Raw genomic sequence first — 20,556 nt, forward strand, 5'->3', positions numbered from 1 at the left:
GATGCATATTCCTCCGCTGCCCCTGACCCGCGATCTGGTTCTTGTTGGCGGAGGTCACACCCACGCGCTGCTGCTGCGCAAATGGGGGATGGACCCGTTGCCGGGGGCGCGTGTGACCGTGATAAACCCCGGCCCGACGGCCCCGTATTCCGGGATGCTGCCAGGCTATGTCGCCGGGCATTATGACCGGTGGGAGCTGGACATCGATCTGGTCAAACTGGCGCGTTTTGCAGACGCGCGGGTCATTCTGGGCTCGGTCGACCGACTCGATACCGATCGTCAGGAAATCCATGTTCCCGGGCATCCTCCGGTTGGTTTCGACGTGGCATCGGTCAATGTTGGCATCACGTCGGACATGCCCGCAATGCCCGGCTTTGCGGAACATGCGGTACCGGCCAAACCACTGGGGCCATTCGCGGCAAAGTGGGCCGCTTATCTGGAAGGCAGCGGCCCTGCCTCGGTCGTCGTAATCGGAGGTGGAATCGCCGGAGTTGAACTGGTCATGGCGATGGCTCACGCGCTCAGGGCCAAAGGTCGGACAGCACAGGTTACACTGATCGACAATGCCTTCGCCCTGACGGCCACCAAACCCAAGGCGGCAGCGACGATCCGGCAAGCCATGCAGAATCTTGGTGTAGAGGTGATCGAAAACGCGGCAATCAGCCGGATCGCTTCGGATCACGTCGCATTGCAGGACGGGCGCAAAATCCCGGCCGGTTTCGTGACCGGTGCGGCCGGAGCCCGCCCCTATGGCTGGATCGAAAAGACCGGGCTGGACCTTGAGGATGGCTTCATCCGGGTAAACAGCTACCTGCAATCCAGCGATCCCGTGGTTTTTGCCGCCGGTGATTGCGCCCATCTGACGGACAATCCCAGACCCAAAGCCGGGGTTTATGCAGTGCGCGAAGCACCAATTCTGTTCGACAATCTGCGCGCGGCGCTGGGGGCTGGACGGATGCGCAAATACGTCCCGCAGAAAGATTACCTGAAGCTGATTTCGCTGGGCGGCAAATCAGCGCTGGGCGAGCGGTTGGGGTTGTCCCACAGCGGAGCGATGATGTGGAAATGGAAGAACCACATCGACGAGACTTTCATGAACAAGTTCCGGGACCTGCCGCAGATGAAACCCCCTGCGCTGCCGCGCGCACATACCGCGGGGCTTGTCGAAGCGCTGGGCGAAAAACCGATGTGTGGCGGATGCGGCGCCAAGGTCGGGCGCGGAGCATTGCAGGTGGCGCTGAAATCGCAGCCCGATCCCGTTCACCCGGATATCATCCCCCTGCCCGGCGATGACGCGGCTCTGCTTCAGACAGGCGGGGTTCGGCAGGTCATGACATCAGATCACCTGCGGGCTTTTACCAATGATCCCGCACTTATGGCGCGCATCGCCGCTGTACATGCCCTGGGGGATGTGTGGGCCATGGGGGCCGCGCCTCAGGCCGCCACGGCAACGATCATCCTTCCGCGCATGTCTGCTGCCCTGCAACGCCGTACCATGTCGGAAATCATGTCGATCGCAGGAGCCGTCATGCGGGACGCCGGTGCCGAGATTGTGGGCGGACACAGCTCCATGGGTGACGAGATGACGATCGGCTTCACACTGACCGGGTTGTGCGAATCCGCCCCGATCACACTAGCGGGCGGGCAACCGGGGGATCGTCTGATCCTGACCAAACCCATAGGAAGCGGTGTTCTTATGGCGGCCGAGATGGCCGGCCAGGCCAATGGTGCCTGGGTCGCCGCAGCCTACCAGCAGATGGTGCAGCCGCAGGGCAAGGCGGCCCGCATACTGGCCGGGGCCCATGCGATGACCGACGTGACCGGGTTTGGTCTGGCCGGACATCTGCAAGGCATCTGCGACGCTTCCGGATGCGGGGCCATGATGGACCTGGGTGCCGTGGGCGTGATGGATGGCGCGCAGGAGCTGACGGACCGGGGTGTTCGGTCAACCCTTTTTGCGGACAACCGGGCAATAGCACCTGCCCTGCCCGCCGAGGGCAAAGCCGCCTTGATGTTCGACCCGCAGACAGCAGGCGGCCTGCTGGCCGCGGTCGCGGCAAAGGATGCCGATACCGTCCTGCAAGACCTCAAGAACGCTGGGTATCCTGCCATGGCAATCGGCGAAATCACCGAAGCACCGGGGCTGCGTCTTCAAAGCTGATCCAGCAGGGTTTCGATCCGGGTCGCTGCCTCGCTCAGGCCGGCGTCGTTCAGAACGGCGATCTCAATATCGGCCAGCACCTCGACGGAACGAGACCGCCGCGACTTTGCGTATGCCGGGTCGTAATGCTGCTCCATCAGGGCCTGGGTCAGCACCTGTTTTTGACCTGCTTCGATCAGCTGCATCCAACCATCCACGACCTCGTGCCCGCGATGAAAGCGCAGCGGCGACAACCGGTCCCTCAAACGGTCACTGTCAGACAGGATGTCGTCATAGGCCTGAACGAGATAGGCAGCGCGCGCCTCGAGCGGAGCCGTGATGTTCACCCGTGGGGCTGCGCACAACGCGTTCCACAGGCTGGGCGGCAATATCAGGCTGCCGATCTTGGACGATTCCGCTTCGATGACGACCGGGCGCGCCGTATCCATCGCACAAAGCGCCCCTGCCAGGGCCGATTCAAAAGCTTTCTGGCTGGGCTGGCCGCCCGGTCTTTCCCCCAGCAGAGACCCTCGGTGATTGGCCAGTGCTTCGAGGTCAAGAACCTGCACCCCGCGTGACTGCAAAAGTGCCAGCAATTCTGTCTTGGCCGTTCCGGTATAGCCATCCAGCGCCACCAACCGATGCGGCAACGGATCATCGTACAAATACGCATTCACCAGCCTGCGGTAGGTGCGATAGCCGCCCTCGATCATATCCGCGCGCCAGCCGATTTGTTGCAGCATCCATGTAAACGACCCCGAACGCTGTCCGCCGCGCCAGCAATAGACCAGAGGGCGCCAGCTTCCTTCGTGGCGGCTTAGATGTTGCTCGATGTGGTTGGCCGCATTACGGAACACCAAAGCGGCCCCGAGTTTACGCGCCAGAAACGGGCTCTCCTGTACATACATGGTTCCGACACGGGCGCGTTCCTCGTTGTTCAGAACCGGCAGGTTGATCGCGCCTGGCAGATGATCTTCAGCGAACTCTGCCGGGCTGCGCACATCTATGACAGTGTCAAAACCATGCGCATAAAGCTGTGTCAGATCAGAAAAATTCAGGGCCATGCCGATGGTCTAGCTTGCCGCGTCTGCAAAGAAAAGGCCGCACGCCCTCACTCGTGCAAAGGCGTGATCAGATCAGGTCCGCTGGCCCGGTTCGAGTTCACGACCAGATCAACGCGATGAAACGTCAGCACATCCTCTGCCCCCGGCTGCATCAGACGAGCAGCGCCCTTTCCCGCTTCTCCCAGCCACAATGACCAGTGCTCAGGCTCGAGGATCAGGGGCATCCGATGATGGATGGTGCCAAGGTTTTCGTTGGCCGCCGTCGTCACGATGGCACAGGTGCCCTGACGGTTTTCATCCACCCCCCAATCCTGCCAGATCCCCGCAAAGGCAATGGGGGCGCCGTCCCTGCGATGGATGTACCATGGCAAGCGCGTTCCCTCGTCCGTCTTGGTCCATTCGTAGAACCCTGTTGCGGCAATCAGACAGCGACGCAACCGGCAGGCATCGCGAAAGGCAGGCTTTTCCGCCAAAGTCTCGGCGCGGGCGTTGATCAGCAAAGGCCCGGCGGTTTCCGTCTTGTACCAATGTGGCAAGAACCCCCAACGCAGCGCATCCAGACGCCGACCCGAGTCACCACCCCGAACCACATGCACCTGATTTGTCGGACAAACATTGAAGTTCGGCACGGTCGGCAACGCGTTTGCCGGACGCGCGGAGAACAGCTGCGCCATCGCGTCATTGGGAAGAGTTATTGCAAACCGTCCGCACATGGGTAATGAACCACCGGTACTACATTGATACTGGCGCAGGATCTTACGGGGTCATATGGAAAACCAAATAACGCAATCCCTCAAGAGCAAAGCAATGGCCCTTTTGGATGCGGGCAAGTTGCCGCAGGCGCTGAAAAAGGCCCAGCTGGGTATCAAGAAATTCCCGAAGGACTCGGACTACCAAGCCATCGCCGGTTTCGTTTTGACCGAGATGAAGCAGTACAGGAAATCCATTCCGTATTTTGTTGAAGCCTCGCGGATGAAGCCCGATGATCCGCAATTTGCCGAGAATCTGGCTAACGCCTTGATGCAAACGGAACAGATCGCGCGGGCTTTGGCCTATGCCGAGAAAAAGATTGAACAATTTCCTAACAACCGGGAACTCATGCGAGTCATTGACGAGATTCAGCGTGAGGGGAAAAACTGGCGGTCTATCGTTGAATTCACAACGCATAAGCTTGCTTCGGACCCCGACAATCCGGAATTGCTTGCGAAACGCGCCCGGGCTTACGATCAAATGGGTTTTGTCGAAGAGAGTACGCTTGACATTCAACGCGCGTATGAACTTGCCCCTGAAAACACCGTCGTTGCGTTCCAAAAAGCCGTCAATCTGCATCAGGCAGGTGACAAAAAAGGCTCGCTCAAGATTTTTGAGGATATTCTTGCAGCCAAACCCCATCACCCGAATGCGCTCTTGCAGGTGGCAATAATGTCGGCAAAAGAAGAAGTTCCGCAGTTCCTTGCCGCCGTAGAAGACTCCATGGCCGAGCATGACGAGCCTTTGCAAGAACTTGAATTTGCCAAGGCACACCTGATCCAGAGGAGCGACGGTCTTGCCGCAGCGATGCCTCAGTTCGAAAAGGCGAACGCTGTTCAGCACGCGACGCTGCCATATGATTTCCCCGCTGAAGAAGAAAAACTGAACCGGATCCTAAGCATTTTCTCGGACGCATCGATTGAATTCACCGGGGTCGAGAGCAAGACGCCAGTTCCGATCTTTGTCGTCGGGCAACCAAGATCCGGAACCACTTTGATGGAGATGATGCTGAGCTCTACACCTGATATTGCAGGCTGCGGCGAACTGACGTTGATGCCCGAATTGTCGTCCAGGTTTCACACAGCGGACAAGAAATTCGATGCCGAAGCTGCAAATTGGATAGCGCTTCGCTATCGAGAACAGATGCCTCAGGTTCCTGCTGGCTCTGTCGCATTCGTCGATAAACTGCCGCACAATTTTCAGCGCGTTGGTTTCATTTTGGCAGCCTTCCCCAACGCCAAGATCATCAACATGCTGCGCGACCCGCGTGATGTAGGTTTGTCGAAATGGATCAGACGGTTCCCTGCCGGCGGCATGAACTACGCCTCAAACCTTGAAGCGATCGCGCATACAGCAAATCTGTATCGCCGCTACATGTCCCATTGGGACAAGCTGTTCGGAGACCGCATTCTGACAATGCCCTATGAAGATCTGGTGGCGGACCCCCTGACCCACAGCCAGCGCGTTGCCGAGTTTTGCGGTATTGAGTGGTGCCAATCCATGGTACATCCCGAAAAGAACACCAGACAGGTGCGTACGGCCAGCGTAGATCAGGTGCGCAACAAGATCTCGACCAAGTCAATCGGGGGGTGGCGCGAGGTCGCGGATCAGATCAAACCGATGCTGGATGGCTTTGACCCGGAACTTTGGCCGGAATACGATTTCAGTTGATCCGCAGAAGCAGAAAAGCCGCATCATGATGACGCGGCTTTTTTCATTTTCAAAAACAGAGTCACTTCTGCTGGATGCGTCCGTCGACATAAGGCTGGTACGGCGCGTTTTCGGCCAGATATTCCGCGGTTACATCCGCAAGATCCGGACCGAAGTCATAGGCGTTCTTGTCATCGCCCTCGAACATCGAATACCCATCGCCACCGTTGCGGACGTAGTTGTTGGTTACGACCAGGTAGGTTTTGTTCGGGTCAATCGGAACGAACCCATCACCCTCGGCGACCATCACATCAATGATGCGCCCTTCGTTCGGCGCTACGCTGGGATCCCAGGTAAAGCGCAGGCCCGCCACTTGCGGGAACCGGCCCTTGACCTCTTCCACCTGGCTTACACCGTTTTCCAGCGCGTCAATGACGGTCTGCCCGGTGATCTCAAAAGTGGACAGCGTGTTCTGGAACGGCAGCACGGTTAGCACTTCGCCCATGGTCACTTCGCCTTCATCAATCGACGCGCGCAGACCGCCAGAATTCGCAATCGCAATCTGAGCGCCCTGATCGGCAACCCGCGCCAGCATGGCGTCGGCGACAAGGTTACCCATTTCGCATTCTTGTACACGGCAAACCGCCCGATCGCCTTCAATTGCAGCGGCTGAGCTGGCAACGACGCGTTGCTTCATTTCTTCGATCGGTGCGCCCATTTCGGCCACGCGTGCAGCGATATCCGCATCGGGCGTGACAGACGCATCAAGCAGGATAGGCTCACCTTCCGCTGAAATCAGGTTGCCGTCATCATCAAAGGTCAGTGTGATCTCGCCCAGATATTTGGAATAGGCATAGGCCTGCACGATCGGGACATCACCGACCATCATCGGATATGACCCAGCGGCACCTTCCTGCGTGTTCGAGAGCAGCGTGTGCGAATGGCCGCCGACAACAAGGTCAAGCCCCGGCACCTGCTCTGCGATCTCTAGGTCCTTGGCCAATCCAACATGGTTCAACGCGATGATGATATTGACACCTTCATCTTGCAACGCAGCCACATCAGCCTGCAGGCTTTCTATCTCATCCTTGAAAATTATGTCCTTGCCGGGGCTTGACGTTTCAACCGTGTCCGTTGCCAGTGCTGAAATTATGCCGACCTTCTGACCGCCAACGTCAAGCACAACGTGGTTGCCGACCTTGTCCTTCAACTCGGCCGACGACGACAGGTCCAGATTGCCCGAGATCACTGGGAAACTGACCGCGTCGATGAACGTCGCCAGACCTTCCGGGCCATCGTCGAATTCGTGGTTGCCAACAGCCATGACATCGTAACCGATGGCTTCCATGAACTCGGCCTCTGCCGCGCCCTTATATGTTGTGTAGAACAGCGATCCCTGGAACGGATCCCCCGCATCCAGCAGCAGCACATTCTGATCCGCCAGCGCATCGCGTCGGGCGTCTACCATGGTCTTGAGGCGGGCAACGCCGCCAAAACACTTACCTTCGGCTTCGCCTTCTGCGTCACAGGTCGAGTCGTATTTGTTGATCGACTCGATACGACTGTGAATGTCGTTAGTATGCAGAATGGTCAGCTTGTATTCTGCCGCCGCCACGCCAGCGGTCAGGCCAAGAATTGCAGCCGAAGCCAGGAAACGCGTCAACATATTGAATCTCCCTGTTTTAATTTGCAGGGATCGTGCGCCGATGACGCCAAAGAGTCAAAGAAGAAATCCGGCTTGATTCCAACGCGTACGCGGGGCATCAGGTCCGTATGCTGATTTACAAGATTTTCCGAGCCGAAGAGTGGGCCACCTTGCAGAACCAGGGTGCCTCGGACGGTGCTCCGATCGACGTCGCTGACGGGTTTGTCCACTTTTCCACCGCTGAACAAGCAGCTGAAACCGCAGCCAAACATTTTGCCGGTGTCGATGGTCTTGTTTTGCTGGCCTGTGACGCAGATGCGATGGGCGACGACCTGAAATGGGAGGTCTCGCGCGGCGGTGCCCTGTTCCCGCATCTCTATCGCCAGATCCGGATGAGCGATGTTGTCTGGTCACGCCCTCTGCCGTTTGACGGCACCGCGCACCAGTTCCCAAAGGACATGTCATGACATCCTATATCGACCCGGACCGCGACCAGTTCGAGGCCTTCAAGGCATTGGATCGGGACCAGCCGATCGAAATGCTCAACCTGGTGAAGTTTCGGGCCAAGGCGCAGTACCCACCCGCGCATGAACTGGCGAATGCAGACCTGACCGGAGCGCAAGCCTACAAGAACTACGGGGTTGAAACCGCTGCGATCATTGAACGTATCGGGGCGCGCATCCTTTGGCGTGGGGTGTTTGAATCAACCCTGATTGGCCCGGCGGACGAGGCGTGGGATGCCGTCTTCATCGCCCGCTATCCGACGGCACACGCATTTCTGGAAATGGTCACCGACCCAGCCTATCGGACGGCGGTGATCCACCGTCAGGCGGCGGTGGAAACGTCGCGCCTGATCCGATGCGGTTCAGGTGAAGCCGGGGCGACGTTCGGATGAAACTGACAGAGAAACTGGGCCTTGCCGCCCTGCACCGCATGGACCCCGAGACAGCCCACGGGATGTCGATTAGGGCGTTGAAGTCAGGGCTGGCACCCGCACCCGGGCCGGTAACGACGCCGCGCCTGAAAACGGTCGTTGCCGGGCTGACCCTGCCGAACCCGGTTGGGCTGGCTGCCGGGTTCGACAAGAATGGTGAGGTTTTGGCCCCGCTGTCCCGCGCCGGGTTCGGTTTTGTCGAGGTCGGGGCGGTCACGCCGCGCCCGCAACCGGGAAACCCCAAACCCCGTCTTTTTCGCCTGACCAAGGACAAGGCAGCCATCAACCGCTTTGGCTTCAACAACGAAGGCATGGAGGTGATGGCCAAACGGCTGGCACACCGCCCCAAAGACGCGGTCATCGGCCTGAATCTGGGGGCGAACAAGGACAGCGAAGACCGCGCCGGCGACTTTGTCAAAGTGCTGGCCCATTGTGCCGAATATCTGGATTTTGCGACCGTCAACGTATCATCCCCGAACACGGAAAAGCTGCGGGATTTGCAGGGCAAAGCCGCTCTCACCGCGTTGTTGAGCGGTGTGATCGAGACACGTGATGCGCTGCCGCGCCCGCTGCCGATCTTCCTGAAAATCGCTCCGGATCTCACCGAGGCGGAATTGCAGGACATCGCCGAGGTCGCACGCGAAACCGGGGTGGACGCTGTGATTGCCACCAACACCACCCTGTCCCGCGACGGGTTGCGCAGCGCGCAGAAAGACGAAAATGGTGGTTTGTCGGGCGCCCCGCTTTTTGAAAAGTCCACCCGCGTGCTGGCTCGGCTGAGCAAACTGACGGATGGGGAAATCCCCCTGATCGGCGTGGGCGGCATCAGCAATGCCGAGCAAGCCTATGCCAAGATCTGTGCCGGGGCATCGGCCGTGCAGTTCTATACCGCGATGGTGTATGGCGGCATTTCCCTGGCGGCCGACATCGCCAAAGGGCTGGATGACTTGCTGGCGCGTGACGGTTTTGACACCGTATCGCAAGCCGTCGGCAGCAAACGAGAGGATTGGCTGTGATCGAATACTGGCACAACCCCCGCTGTTCCAAATCCCGCGCCGGTCTGGCGCTTTTGGAAGAAAACGGTGCGCAGGTCTGCGTTCGAAAGTACCTGGAAGACGCGCCTTCAATCGACGAGTTGCGCGCTGCGCAATCCGCCCTTGGGCTGCCGCCCATCGAAATGATGCGCACAGGAGAAAAACGGTTCAAGGAACTGGGGCTGGCCAAAACCTCGCCCGACGAAGACCTGATCCGTGCCATGGCCGAAAACCCGATCCTGATCGAGCGCCCTCTTGCAATTGCCGGAGACAAAGCCGCCATCGGACGTCCGCCGGAAAACCTGTTGACGTTGCTCTAGGCCACCTGGGCTTCAAGCTTGGGATAGCGCCAGCCCATTGTCACACCACGTGCGATATTGAGAACCATCAGCGCGGCCCACAGGCCGTGATTGCCGAAGACAGGCACCAGCATGAACAAAGCGACCACATAGATCGCCACCGACTGAACCATCGCGTTTCGCATGGCGCGGGTCCAGGTGGCGCCGATGTAGATACCGTCGAACATCCAGCTTGCCACCCCGATCACCGGGGCGATCGCGGCCCAGAACAGGTATTCGCGCCCGGCTTCACGCACCTGCGGTGAAGTTGACATCAGATCGATCAGCGCCGGACCGGCAACGAAGAAAACCGCAGCCAGCAACAGCGCCCCCCCAACACCCCATTGCGAGGCCATGACAGAGGCGCGACGCACCTGATGCCTGTCTCTGGCACCGACTGCGCCTCCGACCAGCGCTTCGGCGGAAAAGGCGAACCCATCAAGCGCAAAGGCGGTGATTTCAAGAAATTGAAGCAAGACTTGATTGGCCGCCAGATTCACGTCACCCAGATCCGAGCCAACAAAAAGGAATGTCGTGAACGATCCGGTCAACAGAACCGATCGCAGCATGATATCACCGTTGACCTGCAACATGCGCCGCAGCCGGGCGGCATCGAAAACCCGAGCCCAATCGCGCCAGATTCCATCTGCGAACCCATCCCGGCAAAGCCACACCCCCAAGGCCAAACCGGTCCATTCTGCGATCAGGGTGGCAATGGCAACCCCTTCGACCCCCCAGCCAAGGCCCAGAACGAACCACAGGTCGAGACCGATATTCAACCCGTTCATCCAGACCTGAAGGATGAACACGCCGCGCGTACGCTCGACGGCGATCAGCCAGCCGGTAACGGCATATAACGCGATGGTGGCGGGCGCCCCCCAGATGCGGATTTCCAGATAGGATCGGGTCAGTGCTTCGACTTCGGGGCTTGCCGGGGAAAGCGCGAATGCACCCGCAAACACAGCCACCTGCGCAAGGATAAAGAACAGTCCCGCCGCGCCTCCAAGGATCAGGCCGCGCATCAGCAGCGCCCGGGTTTCCACGGTGTCGCCTGCCCCGCGTGCCTGCGCCGCCATCCCGGTTGTGCCCATCCGCAGGAAACCGAAGATCCAATAAATTGTGGACAGGATCACAGCCCCGATGCCGACCGCCCCGATCGGGGCCGCCTCGCCCATCTGACCGACAACGCCCGTGTCCACCGCACCCAGTATCGGCACGGTGGCATTCGACAGAACTATGGGCACCGCGATCTTCAGCACCCGCCTGTGCGTGATGGGCGCCGAGGCGTCCTGCACGGTCAGCTCTTGTCTCTGGGAGGTTGCGGCATCAGGAAATGTCCGGAAGCCTGCGCAAACAGTTTCGCATGGTTATCCTGCCAGGCTTCGACCCGGACCGAGGCGTACCGCCGCCCGGATCTGCTGATGAAGGCCCGTGCATATGCGTCCCGTGGAAGGCCCGAACGCAGATAGTCGACGGTAAAGTCGATGGTCTTGGGAAAGCGGATATTCGGGTCGGTCACAATGGCCTCTCCGTCGATCTCGCCACTTTCGATACGCGGGAACATATGTTCCCAACTAAGGGTGATGACAGCGGTCACTTCGAGGAATGCCGCGGTTACACCGCCGTGAATCGCTGGCAGGAACGGGTTGCCGATCAACTTGTCATCGAAGTTCAGAACGCCGGTCAGTTCATCCCCGCGCCGGTCGAAGCTGATATTGAGAAATCGGATATAAGGGACACCGTCAACCAGCGCACGCAACGCTGCGTCGCGTCGCTGCTTGACCACCTGCATTGGTTCGGGACGAGGTCTTGCCATGTTATTTCCCCTCAACCGTAAAGGACCCCGAGGCCGTGGCCACCGGCAGGTCTTGGTCATGGTCCATAGCCGTGGCTCGTACAAACGCCACGTTCCGCGTGATGTGATAGCAGACGGCATGCGCTGTCACCGTCTGACCCGGTGTCGCTGCGCGCATGTAGTCAATGCGCAGATCGATCGTGGCTGTCCCGCCGGGGGCCGACGGGTGGCTCATCACAGCAGCACCGCAGCATGTGTCGAGAATTGTGGAAATCGCCCCACCGTGAATCACCCCTGTGCGCGGATCCCCGATCAGATCCTCATTGTAGGGCAACGTGATCTCTGCCTCGCCCTCACCGATCTGCGTGAGCTTGAGGTTCAATGCCCGCGCATGGGGTATCGCCTCGATAAACTGGCGGGCTAAAACTGTCTTGTCGACCATTGGTTTGCGTCCTGTTCTCTGCCCGTCCTTTATGAGCCGTTGTTTCCGCAAAGGGCAAGCCCACCTGTTGCGCTTGGGATCGGGACCGCCTAGGTTGCTGACAAGGAGATCGGGAATGTCCAACAACCGTTTGTCATTCAAAGAGATGTGCGCCGAGTTCGACGTGACCCCGCGCACTCTGCGCTATTACGAATACATCGAACTTTTGCAACCGGACCGTGAAGGTCGGTCCCGGTTTTATGGCCCGCGCGAATGCGCGCGGATGAAGCTGATCATGCGCGGCCGCAAGTTCGGATTTCCCCTGGAAGAGATCCGCCAATGGCTTTTGATCTACGAAGATCAGGGCAATGAGGCGCAAATGGCCACCTTCGTCGAGATGGCGGATCGCCAGATGAACGAGCTTCAGCAGCAGCGCCAGCAACTGGACGAAGCCATGGACGAACTCAAGCGTCTGCGCGACCAGACGGCCAAGTCCTTGGGATAGCCGCCCCCCATCCGAAAAATCGAATTGATCACCCTGAATCTGCGCAAGCAGATGCGCGGTGTTTCCGCAATTGCGACAGCTTTGGCGGGAAATTCGCATGACGCTACGGAAAGAAAATTGCGTCAGACCGTGCTTACGTGACCGGATGTTACGTCAACTTTGAAATGACGCAGCGTCTGGATTACGTAAACGTCACTCTCATGTTGTAAAGCGCGTACCAACTGCGCAACTCATATCTCATGACGCCAGTGACGAGAGTATGACGAATGACCGAAGATGTGATGACCATCCGTGAGATGTGCGAGACCTATGATGTCACGCCACGCACCTTGCGGTTCTATGAGGCCAAGGAACTTCTGTTCCCGATCCGTGAAGGCCAGAAACGTCTGTTCACCAAGCGTGATCGGGCGCGGCTCAAACTGATCCTGCGCGGCAAACGATTTGGGTTCAGCCTGGAAGAAATTCGGCAACTGCTGGATTTGTACCATGTCGGCGACCAGCAGGTCACGCAGATGACCCGCACCTATGAAATCGCGTGCGAGCGTCTGGAGGACATGGAAGCGCGCCGCGAAGAGCTGACGCAGGCCATCGACGATCTGAAAGAGCAGTTGCGCTGGGGCGAGAAAGTCATCGCCTCGATGAAACAGGAAAAGAAGGCAGCCGAGTAACCTCGACCTGTCATCCGGACATATGAATTAAGGGAGCTTCACATGCCCGTTTACAACGCGCCAACCAAAGACATGCATTTCATCCTGCACGACGTGCTGAATGTCTCAAAGTCGGACATACCCGGCTATAACGAACTGGAAGCCGAGTTTACCGGCGCGGTTCTGGAAGAAGCCGGCAAGGTTGCCACAAATGTTCTGCATCCGCTGAACGTTGTCGGCGACACCGAAGGATGCCGGTTGGAAAACGGTATTGTGTACACCCCGACCGGGTTCAAGGAAGCCTTCGAGCAGATGAAGGAAGGCGGCTGGACTGGCCTCGACATGCCGGAAGAGTATGGCGGCCAAAACATGCCCTATGTGTTGGGCACTGCTGTGGGTGAGATGTTCTCGGGCTCAAACCAGGCTTTCACCATGTACCAGGGCCTGACGCACGGCGCGGCCTCGGCGATTCTGGCGCACGGAACGGACGAGCAGAAGAACAAGTACCTGCCCAAAATGGTCAGCTGTGAATGGACCGGTACCATGAACCTGACCGAACCGCATTGCGGCACCGATCTGGGCCTGATGCGCACCAAAGCGGAACCGCAGGGCGACGGCAGCTATAAAATCTCGGGCCAGAAGATCTTTATCTCGGCTGGCGATCACGACATGGCCGACAACATCATCCACCTGGTGCTGGCAAAAATCCCCGGCGGACCCGAAGGCATCAAGGGCGTTTCGCTGTTCATCGTGCCCAAGTTCATCGTGAACGAGGACGGTTCGCTGGGCGAACGCAACGGCGTCTCGGTCGGCAAGATCGAAGAAAAGATGGGCATCCACGGCAACTCGACCTGCGTCATGAACTATGACGAGGCCACCGGCTGGCTGCTGGGCGAAGAGCACAAAGGTATGCGTGCGATGTTCACCATGATGAACGAAGCGCGTCTGGGTGTGGGCATGCAAGGCCTGTCGCAGGCCGAAGCGGCGTATCAGAACGCTCTGGAATACGCCAAAGACCGCCTGCAGGGCCGCGATGTAACCGGTGTAAAGAACCCCGATGGCCCGGCTGATCCGCTGATCGTTCACCCTGACATCCGTCGCAATCTGATGGATCAGAAAAGCTTCACCGAAGGCGCACGCGCGTTCATCCTTTGGGGCGCGACCATGATCGATAAAGCGCACCGATCGGGTGACAAAGACGCGGACGGGCTGATCTCGCTTCTAACCCCGGTCATCAAGGGCTTCCTGACGGATGAAGGTTACGACATGACCGTTCAGGCGCAGCAGGTCTATGGTGGGCATGGCTACATCGAAGAATGGGGCATGTCGCAATACACCCGCGATGCCCGGATCGCCATGATCTATGAAGGCGCCAACGGCGTACAGGCGTTGGACCTTGTTGGCCGCAAATTGGCGCAGGATGGCGGTAAGCACGTCATGGCCTTCTTCGACATGGTCAAAACCTTCTGCAAGGAAAACTCAGGCCAAAACGAGGCGTATGACAAAGCCTTCATCGAACCGCTGAAGGCTGCGTCCAAAGATCTGCAGGCGGCTGGCATGTATTTCATGCAGGAAGGCATGAAAAATCCGAACAACGCGCTGTCCGGTTCCTATGACTTCATGCACATGTTCGGTCATGTCTGCTTGGGCCTGATGTGGGCGCGTATGGCCAAGGCCGCACAAGAAGCGCTGGACAGTGGCACGTCGGACAAAGAGTTCTACGAGACCAAGATCAACACCGGCCGCTTCTACATGGCCCGCCGTCTGCCCGCCACGGCGTTGCATCTGTCGCGCATTCAAACCGGCGCAGACACGGTCATGGCGCTGGAGGCTGCAAACTTCTGATCTTTCTCCGGTTCCGGGGTCCCGCCCCGGAGCCGGTTTTCGGAGGAGATACAATGCCAAAACGATTTCGCCTGACCCGCCGATTCCCGGTCGCCATGACCGAGGACGGCTATCGCAAGCTCAGGGCTTTTGCCCGTGAGGCAGGATTAGATGAAGGCGAAGCGCTGTCTTTTCTGTTCGAAAATTTCAACAGCGTCATTGATGAGGACAACCTTACCCACCGATTGCGTCTTTTCAATTCCGAGCTGGAGGCGCGCAAGCGCTAGGCACCAAAACCGCCGAGCTAGGGTGAAAGACGCACAAAACGCCACGGGAGGGGCGATTGCATGACCATTAAACTGCACTGCTTCGGAGAAAGCGGTAATTCCTACAAGGCCGCTCTGGCGCTGGAGATGTCCGGCCTCGATTGGGAACCGGTCTTTGTCGATTTCTTCAACGGCGTCACCCGCAGCCCCGAATTCCGTTCGGAAATCAACGTGATGGGCGAAGCGCCCTTCATGGTCGATGGCGATTTCCAAACCTCCCAATCCGGTGCCATTCAAGCCTATGTGACTGAAAAATCCGGCAAGTTCGGCGGCAAAAACCGGGAAGAGAACTATGATGTCCTGCGCTGGGTGCTGTGGGACAATCACAAGCTCAGCTCGATGGCGGGCCTGACCCGGTTCCTGATCAACTTTCTGCCCGAACAGCACCGCAACCCGGATGTGATCGCCTTCAACCAGGGCCGCCTGAAGGCCGCCTACCAGGTGCTGAACGCGCATTTGGAAGGCCGCGACTGGATCGTCGGCGACGGCGTGACCAACGCCGATCTCAGCTGCTGCGGCTATCTGTATTACCCTGAACCATTCGGCTTTGACCGCGCCGACTGGCCCCATATCGACGCCTGGCTGACTCGCCTGTCCGAACAGCCCGGCTGGAAACACCCATATGACCTGATGCCCGGCAACCCGTCGGATCGAGCTTGAGGAGAAGACCCATGACCGAAGCTTATATTTATGACGCCCTGCGCACCCCGCGCGGCAAGGGCCGCAAGGATGGCAGCCTGCACGAGGTGACCTCGGTGCGTCTGTCCGCCCTGACCCTGAACGCGATGAAGGAACGCAACAACCTGGAAGGCCACGCCGTCGAGGACGTGATCTGGGGCAACGTCACGCAGGTGATGGAGCAAGGCGGCTGTCTGGCACGTTCGGCGGTTCTGGCCTCGGATCTGGACCAGTCGATCCCCGGCCTGGCGATCAACCGCTTCTGCGCGAGCGGGATGGAAGCCGTGAACCTGGCCGCAAACCAGGTCAAGGGCGGCGCGGGCGACGCCTACATCGCAGGTGGCGTCGAGATGATGGGCCGTGTTCCCATGGGCAGCGACGGGGCGGCGATTGCCGTTGACCCCTCTCTGGCGATGGAGACCTACTTTGTGCCGCAGGGCATCTCGGCCGACATCATTGCCACGGAATACGGGTTCAGCCGCGATGACGCTGACGCTCTGGCTGTTGAGTCGCAAAAGCGCGCGGCGGAAGCCTGGGCGGAAAACCGGTTCGAAAAGTCGATCATCACGGTCAAAGACCAGAACGGCCTGCCCATTCTGGACCGCGACGAGTACATGCGCCCGGGCACCGACATGCAAAGCCTTGGCGCGTTGAACCCGTCCTTCCAGATGATGGGCGAGCAGATGCCCGGTTTCGACAAGGTGGCGATGCTGAAATACCCACATCTTGAGCGGATCAATCACATCCACCATGCGGGCAACAGCTCGGGCATCGTGGATGGGGCTGCGGCCGTGCTGATCGGAAACAAGGAATTCGGCGAGAAATACGGCCTGAAACCGCGCGCCCGCATCAAGGCCACCGCCAAGATCGGTACCGACCCGACCATCATGCTGACCGGCCCGGTTCCTGTGACCGAGAAGATCCTGGCCGACAACGGCATGAAGATCAGCGATCTGGACCTGTTCGAAGTCAACGAAGCCTTTGCTTCGGTCGTGCTGCGGTTCCAGCAGGCCTTTGACGTCGATCCGGCGCTGGTCAACGTCAACGGCGGATCGATCGCGATGGGTCACCCGCTGGGCGCAACCGGTGCGATCATCATCGGCACCTTGCTGGATGAACTGGAGCGTCAGGACAAGGAAACCGGTCTGGCCACGCTTTGCATTGCGTCCGGCATGGGTGCGGCAACGATTATCGAGCGGGTCTGATGCCCAAGCTGGATCTCTCTCAGATCCCGTTCAAGGGGGGCTCGTCCTATCCGGGCAAGCTGGCCGAGGCGACCGCTGGTCGTTTCGTGCAGCGCGTCGGGCATGCGGGCGGGCTGACCCAGTACGGGGTCAACATCGTGCGGCTGGAGCCTCAGGGCCTCTCGTCGCTGCGCCACTACCATATGGAGCAGGACGAGTTTGCCATCATGCTCAGCGGCAAATGCGTGCTGATCGATGACGATGGTGAGCATGAGATGCTGCCCGGTGACTGCGCCGCTTGGCCCGCTGGTGAGGCCAATGGCCACCACCTTGTGAACAAGACCGATGCGCCCGCGACCTTTCTGGTGGTGGGCACACGGACCCCGACCGAGACCGGCTATTACAGCGACATAGACATGATGGTGAAGGATGATGAAAACGGATTCTCTTTCACCCGGAAAGACGGCAGCCCGCTGACGGCTGACCAGATTGGAGATGACAATGACTGATTTCACTCTGACCAAAGACGCGGACGGCGTCGCCTTTGTGACCTGGGACGCCCAGGGAAAATCCATGAACGTGCTGACCCGCGAGGCTTTTCAAGAAGTCAGCCAACTGATTGATCAGGCCCTGAGCGACGACGAGATCAAAGGTATTGTCATTACCTCGGGCAAGGAAGGCTCGTTTGCCGGCGGAATGGACCTGAACACATTGGCCACCATCCGTCAGGAAGCCGGGGACGAACCTGCGCAGGCGTTGTTTGATTTCGTCATGGGCGGACATCACATCCTGCGCAAGCTGGAATTGGCGGGCATGGACCCCAAGACCAAGAAAGGTGGCAAGCCCATCGCCTGTGCGATCAACGGAACCTGCGCCGGGATCGGGACCGAGATCGCACTGGCATGTCATCACCGCGTCATGACAAGCAATCCAAAGTCCAAGATCGGGCTGCCCGAAATCCTGCTGGGCATCTTCCCCGGCGGCGGCGGCACCATCCGTTACAGCCGCATGGTGGGCGCCATGGCGGCGGCCCCGGTGCTGCTTGAAGGCAAGATGATGGATCCGGCCAAGGCCAAGGGCGCGCAGTTGATCGACGCAGTTGCCGACGATCCGGTCGCTGCGGCCAAGGAATGGGTTCTGAATGCCAAGGACGCCGACCTGGTGAAACCCTGGGACGCGAAGGGCTACAAGATGCCCGGTGGCGCGCCCTACCACCCTGCCGGTTTCATGACCTTCGTTGGCGCGAGCGCCATGGTTCATGGGAAAACGCAAGGCGCCTTCCCTGCGGCCAAAGCCCTTCTGAGCGCGATCTATGAAGGCGCGCTGGTCGACTTTGACACCGCTTTGAAAATTGAAGCCCGCTGGTTCACCAACGTTCTGATGAACCCGTCCTCGTCGGCGATGATCCGGTCACTGTTCCTCAACAAGGAAGCGCTTGAAAAAGGCGCGGTCCGCCCGAAAGATGTGCCCGATCAGCGTGTCAAGAAGATCGGCGTTCTGGGCGCTGGCATGATGGGGGCCGGTATCGCGCTGGTTTCTGCCCAAGCTGGCATGGAAGTCGTTCTGGTCGACCGCGATCAAGAGGCAGCCGACAAAGGCAAAGCTTATACCGAAACCTATCTGGACAAGGGTATCAAGCGCGGCAAGGTCACGGCCGATAAGAAAGAGGCCATGCTGGCCCGCATCACGGCGACACCGGATCTGGACCATCTGAAAGGGTGTGACCTGATCATCGAAGCCGTGTTTGAAGACATGGGCGTAAAGGCCGAGATGACCAAAAAGGTCGAGGCGATCATCCCGGAAGACTGCATCTTTGCCTCGAACACCTCGACCCTGCCGATCACCGATCTGGCCAAGGCAAGCGTGCGTCCCGATCAATTCATCGGCATCCACTTCTTCTCGCCGGTCGAGAAGATGTTGCTGGTCGAGATCATCAAGGGCAAGGAAACCGGTGATCGCGCCGTTGCCAAAGCGCTCGACTACGTGCGCCAGATCCGCAAGACGCCGATCGTGGTCAACGATGCGCGCTTCTTCTACGCCAATCGCTGCATCATTCCTTACATCAACGAAGGCGCACGGATGATCACCGAAGGCGTGAGCCCCGTGCTGATCGACAACGCCGCACGTCAGTTGGGCTTTCCGGTTGGTCCGATCCAGCTGACCGATGAAACCTCGATTGATCTGGGCGCCAAGATCGCCCGTGCGACCAAGGCAGCCATGGGCAATACCTATCCGGAAAGCCCCTCGGACGATCTGATCTTCTGGATGGAAGAACAGGGCCGCCTGGGCCGCAAGGCAAACGCCGGCTTCTTCGTCTATGACGAAAAGGGCAAACGCGTCGAATACTGGAAGGGTCTTCAAGAGAAGTATCCACTTGCCAAAGACCAGCCCGACCTGATCGAAGTACAGGAGCGCCTGATGTTCGCGCAGGTTCTGGAAGCGGTTCGGGCGCTGGAAGAAGGTGTGCTGGAAGACATCCGTGAAGGCGACGTGGGCGCCATTCTGGGCTGGGGCTTTGCGCCGTGGTCCGGTGGCCCACTCAGCTGGCTGGACATCATCGGCACGACCTACGCAGCCGAAAGATGTGATCAGCTGGCCGAGAAATATGGCGAACGCTTTGCCTGCCCGCCGCTGCTGCGTGAGATGGCCGAGAAGGGTCAAACCTTCTACGGGCGCTTCAACCCCGAAGCAAAAGCTGCCTGAAACAGTGATGCAGGCGCGTGAGTTCACGCGCCTGCATCGTTTTTGTCAGTGTTTGGTTAGATCTGCCATTCGGGCCGCAAAAACAGCACCGGTGCGTTTGGACGCCCCGGTCGACCCGGCCGCCTGACCCCAGAGGGCGGACGGATCGGAAATATCGGTTCCTGCGGAATGGGTGCAGGCAGGGCACCCAATGGATTGGCAAGGGCCGACATATCGCCCCTGCTTGCAATCTGGTTGACCAACTCTGTGCCGGTCTCTTCATCGGCGACATCGTAACCGGCCCCGCTGACCCTGCCGCGCATGTTGAACAGGCCGGAAGGGCAGTAAGCTTGCAGGCCGCCCTCGACAAAAATCACCTGATCTTCGTCGAAAAACAGGGACCGGACCTCAAACGACGATCCCGGTGCCTGCGACATAAACCGACCCACGCCATTCAGCAGTCTTGCGGATACGACGGAACACCCGCTGACATCGGCATCAATCTGCGACAGGTTCAGAGCGATGCCCTGTTCGGGCATCAGCCAAACGGGGCGCCCGTTATACGCGGCGCGTGCAGGTACGAAAACCGGCAAATACTCGGAACGGCGCTCTTCGGCAGGAATGACCACGACGCTGGTCGAGATGCGGCGCACCTCTTTGAACCCGTGATCCAGAGTTCGGACCAGATCGCCGACTGCAATGCGCTCAACCGGTTTCCACCCGCTGGTCGTCGCAACCTTCGTGCCGTTCAAAAAGCCACCACGGCGCGCGTTCACGGCGTGGTTCAAACCGGATGGATCAGTTTCCGACGACTGATCAAGATAAACAGAAATACTCGTAACTTCAGACACGTGCCTAACCCCCTTTGGCACAAACTCACTATGCAAAACAGCTAACATCAAAAATCGAGGCCGTCTTATTTCGGACATATTTATGCCC

Annotated in this window: 21 protein-coding genes; 14 read left to right on the forward strand and 7 right to left on the reverse strand. The window is 59.0% G+C overall.

The window, feature by feature from the left end; genetic code table 11:
- Position 1 precedes the first annotated feature (1 nt).
- Complete coding sequence (gene selD / locus ACR0A2_RS06175) at positions 2-2,161, forward strand: selenide, water dikinase SelD (RefSeq protein ID WP_480834413.1); 2,160 nt, start codon at positions 2-4, stop codon at positions 2,159-2,161.
- Here the strand turns inward: selD and mnmH are convergent.
- Both mnmH and ACR0A2_RS06185 read right to left on the reverse strand, forming a co-directional pair.
- Positions 2,152-3,204 (reverse strand): tRNA 2-selenouridine(34) synthase MnmH, encoded by a 1,053-nt coding sequence (gene mnmH, locus ACR0A2_RS06180; protein WP_480834415.1) that lies wholly within the window; start codon positions 3,202-3,204, stop codon positions 2,152-2,154. The genes selD and mnmH overlap by 10 nt on opposite strands.
- 47 nt (positions 3,205-3,251) lie before the next feature.
- Positions 3,252-3,917 (reverse strand): SOS response-associated peptidase, encoded by a 666-nt coding sequence (locus ACR0A2_RS06185; RefSeq protein ID WP_480444607.1) that lies wholly within the window; start codon positions 3,915-3,917, stop codon positions 3,252-3,254.
- 94 nt (positions 3,918-4,011) lie between these two features.
- Here ACR0A2_RS06185 and ACR0A2_RS06190 point away from each other — a divergent pair, with 94 nt between their 5' ends.
- Complete coding sequence (locus ACR0A2_RS06190; protein ID WP_480834417.1) at positions 4,012-5,625, forward strand: tetratricopeptide repeat-containing sulfotransferase family protein; 1,614 nt, start codon at positions 4,012-4,014, stop codon at positions 5,623-5,625.
- A gap of 61 nt (positions 5,626-5,686) precedes the next feature.
- Here ACR0A2_RS06190 and ACR0A2_RS06195 read toward each other — a convergent pair whose 3' ends face one another.
- A complete protein-coding gene (locus tag ACR0A2_RS06195; protein WP_480834419.1) occupies positions 5,687-7,270 on the reverse strand; it encodes a bifunctional metallophosphatase/5'-nucleotidase in 1,584 nt (527 codons plus the stop codon).
- Positions 7,271-7,377: 107 nt separating this feature from the next.
- Here ACR0A2_RS06195 and ACR0A2_RS06200 point away from each other — a divergent pair, with 107 nt between their 5' ends.
- The 4 genes from ACR0A2_RS06200 to arsC are packed head-to-tail and all read left to right on the forward strand — an operon-like array spanning position 7,378 to position 9,537.
- Positions 7,378-7,716 carry a DUF952 domain-containing protein gene (locus tag ACR0A2_RS06200; protein ID WP_171633684.1) on the forward strand — a complete coding sequence of 113 codons (339 nt, stop codon included), beginning with the start codon at positions 7,378-7,380 and terminating at the stop codon, positions 7,714-7,716.
- On the forward strand, positions 7,713-8,144 hold the full coding sequence (locus ACR0A2_RS06205) for a DUF1330 domain-containing protein (protein WP_480834421.1): 432 nt from the start codon (positions 7,713-7,715) through the stop codon (positions 8,142-8,144). The genes ACR0A2_RS06200 and ACR0A2_RS06205 overlap by 4 nt, the downstream gene beginning before the upstream one ends.
- Positions 8,141-9,199 (forward strand): quinone-dependent dihydroorotate dehydrogenase, encoded by a 1,059-nt coding sequence (locus tag ACR0A2_RS06210; protein ID WP_480444599.1) that lies wholly within the window; start codon positions 8,141-8,143, stop codon positions 9,197-9,199. The genes ACR0A2_RS06205 and ACR0A2_RS06210 overlap by 4 nt, the downstream gene beginning before the upstream one ends.
- Entirely contained in the window at positions 9,196-9,537 is a 342-nt protein-coding gene (arsC, locus tag ACR0A2_RS06215) for an arsenate reductase (glutaredoxin) (RefSeq protein WP_480446163.1), read from the forward strand. Before ACR0A2_RS06210 ends, arsC begins: the two co-directional genes overlap by 4 nt.
- On the opposite strand, the gene ACR0A2_RS06220 is transcribed toward arsC, so the two are convergent.
- The 3 genes from ACR0A2_RS06220 to ACR0A2_RS06230 are packed head-to-tail and all read right to left on the reverse strand — an operon-like array spanning position 9,534 to position 11,792.
- On the reverse strand, positions 9,534-10,850 hold the full coding sequence (locus ACR0A2_RS06220; protein ID WP_480618793.1) for an MATE family efflux transporter: 1,317 nt from the start codon (positions 10,848-10,850) through the stop codon (positions 9,534-9,536). The genes arsC and ACR0A2_RS06220 overlap by 4 nt on opposite strands.
- A 2-nt stretch (positions 10,851-10,852) precedes the next feature.
- A complete protein-coding gene (locus ACR0A2_RS06225) occupies positions 10,853-11,371 on the reverse strand; it encodes a PaaI family thioesterase (protein ID WP_152457427.1) in 519 nt (172 codons plus the stop codon).
- Position 11,372: 1 nt separating this feature from the next.
- Positions 11,373-11,792: a PaaI family thioesterase gene (locus tag ACR0A2_RS06230; protein WP_171119426.1), complete on the reverse strand. Its 420-nt coding sequence runs from the start codon at positions 11,790-11,792 to the stop codon at positions 11,373-11,375.
- A gap of 115 nt (positions 11,793-11,907) precedes the next feature.
- Between ACR0A2_RS06230 and ACR0A2_RS06235 the strand changes: the two genes are divergently transcribed.
- From ACR0A2_RS06235 to ACR0A2_RS06270, 8 genes are all read left to right on the forward strand, one after another.
- Positions 11,908-12,276, forward strand: a complete 369-nt coding sequence (locus ACR0A2_RS06235) for a MerR family transcriptional regulator (protein WP_152457425.1) — start codon at positions 11,908-11,910, stop codon at positions 12,274-12,276.
- Between the two features lie 266 nt (positions 12,277-12,542).
- Positions 12,543-12,944 (forward strand): MerR family transcriptional regulator, encoded by a 402-nt coding sequence (locus ACR0A2_RS06240; RefSeq protein WP_152457424.1) that lies wholly within the window; start codon positions 12,543-12,545, stop codon positions 12,942-12,944.
- A gap of 42 nt (positions 12,945-12,986) precedes the next feature.
- The gene (locus ACR0A2_RS06245; RefSeq protein WP_480834423.1) at positions 12,987-14,768 is read left to right on the forward strand and encodes an acyl-CoA dehydrogenase C-terminal domain-containing protein; all 1,782 of its coding nucleotides are present in this window, start codon (positions 12,987-12,989) and stop codon (positions 14,766-14,768) included.
- A 53-nt stretch (positions 14,769-14,821) separates the two neighbouring features.
- A complete protein-coding gene (locus ACR0A2_RS06250; RefSeq protein WP_152457422.1) occupies positions 14,822-15,034 on the forward strand; it encodes a hypothetical protein in 213 nt (70 codons plus the stop codon).
- A gap of 60 nt (positions 15,035-15,094) precedes the next feature.
- Positions 15,095-15,733 carry a glutathione S-transferase family protein gene (locus ACR0A2_RS06255; RefSeq protein ID WP_480834425.1) on the forward strand — a complete coding sequence of 213 codons (639 nt, stop codon included), beginning with the start codon at positions 15,095-15,097 and terminating at the stop codon, positions 15,731-15,733.
- 11 nt (positions 15,734-15,744) lie between these two features.
- Entirely contained in the window at positions 15,745-16,956 is a 1,212-nt protein-coding gene (locus ACR0A2_RS06260) for an acetyl-CoA C-acetyltransferase (protein ID WP_152457420.1), read from the forward strand.
- The gene (locus ACR0A2_RS06265) at positions 16,956-17,444 is read left to right on the forward strand and encodes a cupin domain-containing protein (RefSeq protein WP_171170341.1); all 489 of its coding nucleotides are present in this window, start codon (positions 16,956-16,958) and stop codon (positions 17,442-17,444) included. The genes ACR0A2_RS06260 and ACR0A2_RS06265 overlap by 1 nt, the downstream gene beginning before the upstream one ends.
- Positions 17,437-19,638: a 3-hydroxyacyl-CoA dehydrogenase NAD-binding domain-containing protein gene (locus ACR0A2_RS06270; protein WP_480444589.1), complete on the forward strand. Its 2,202-nt coding sequence runs from the start codon at positions 17,437-17,439 to the stop codon at positions 19,636-19,638. The genes ACR0A2_RS06265 and ACR0A2_RS06270 overlap by 8 nt, the downstream gene beginning before the upstream one ends.
- 56 nt (positions 19,639-19,694) lie before the next feature.
- Here the strand turns inward: ACR0A2_RS06270 and ACR0A2_RS06275 are convergent, their stop codons facing one another.
- Complete coding sequence (locus tag ACR0A2_RS06275) at positions 19,695-20,468, reverse strand: Hint domain-containing protein (RefSeq protein WP_480618795.1); 774 nt, start codon at positions 20,466-20,468, stop codon at positions 19,695-19,697.
- Between the last annotated feature and the right edge of the window lie 88 nt (positions 20,469-20,556).

It is taken from the genome of Ruegeria sp. H8, assembly GCF_056532905.1.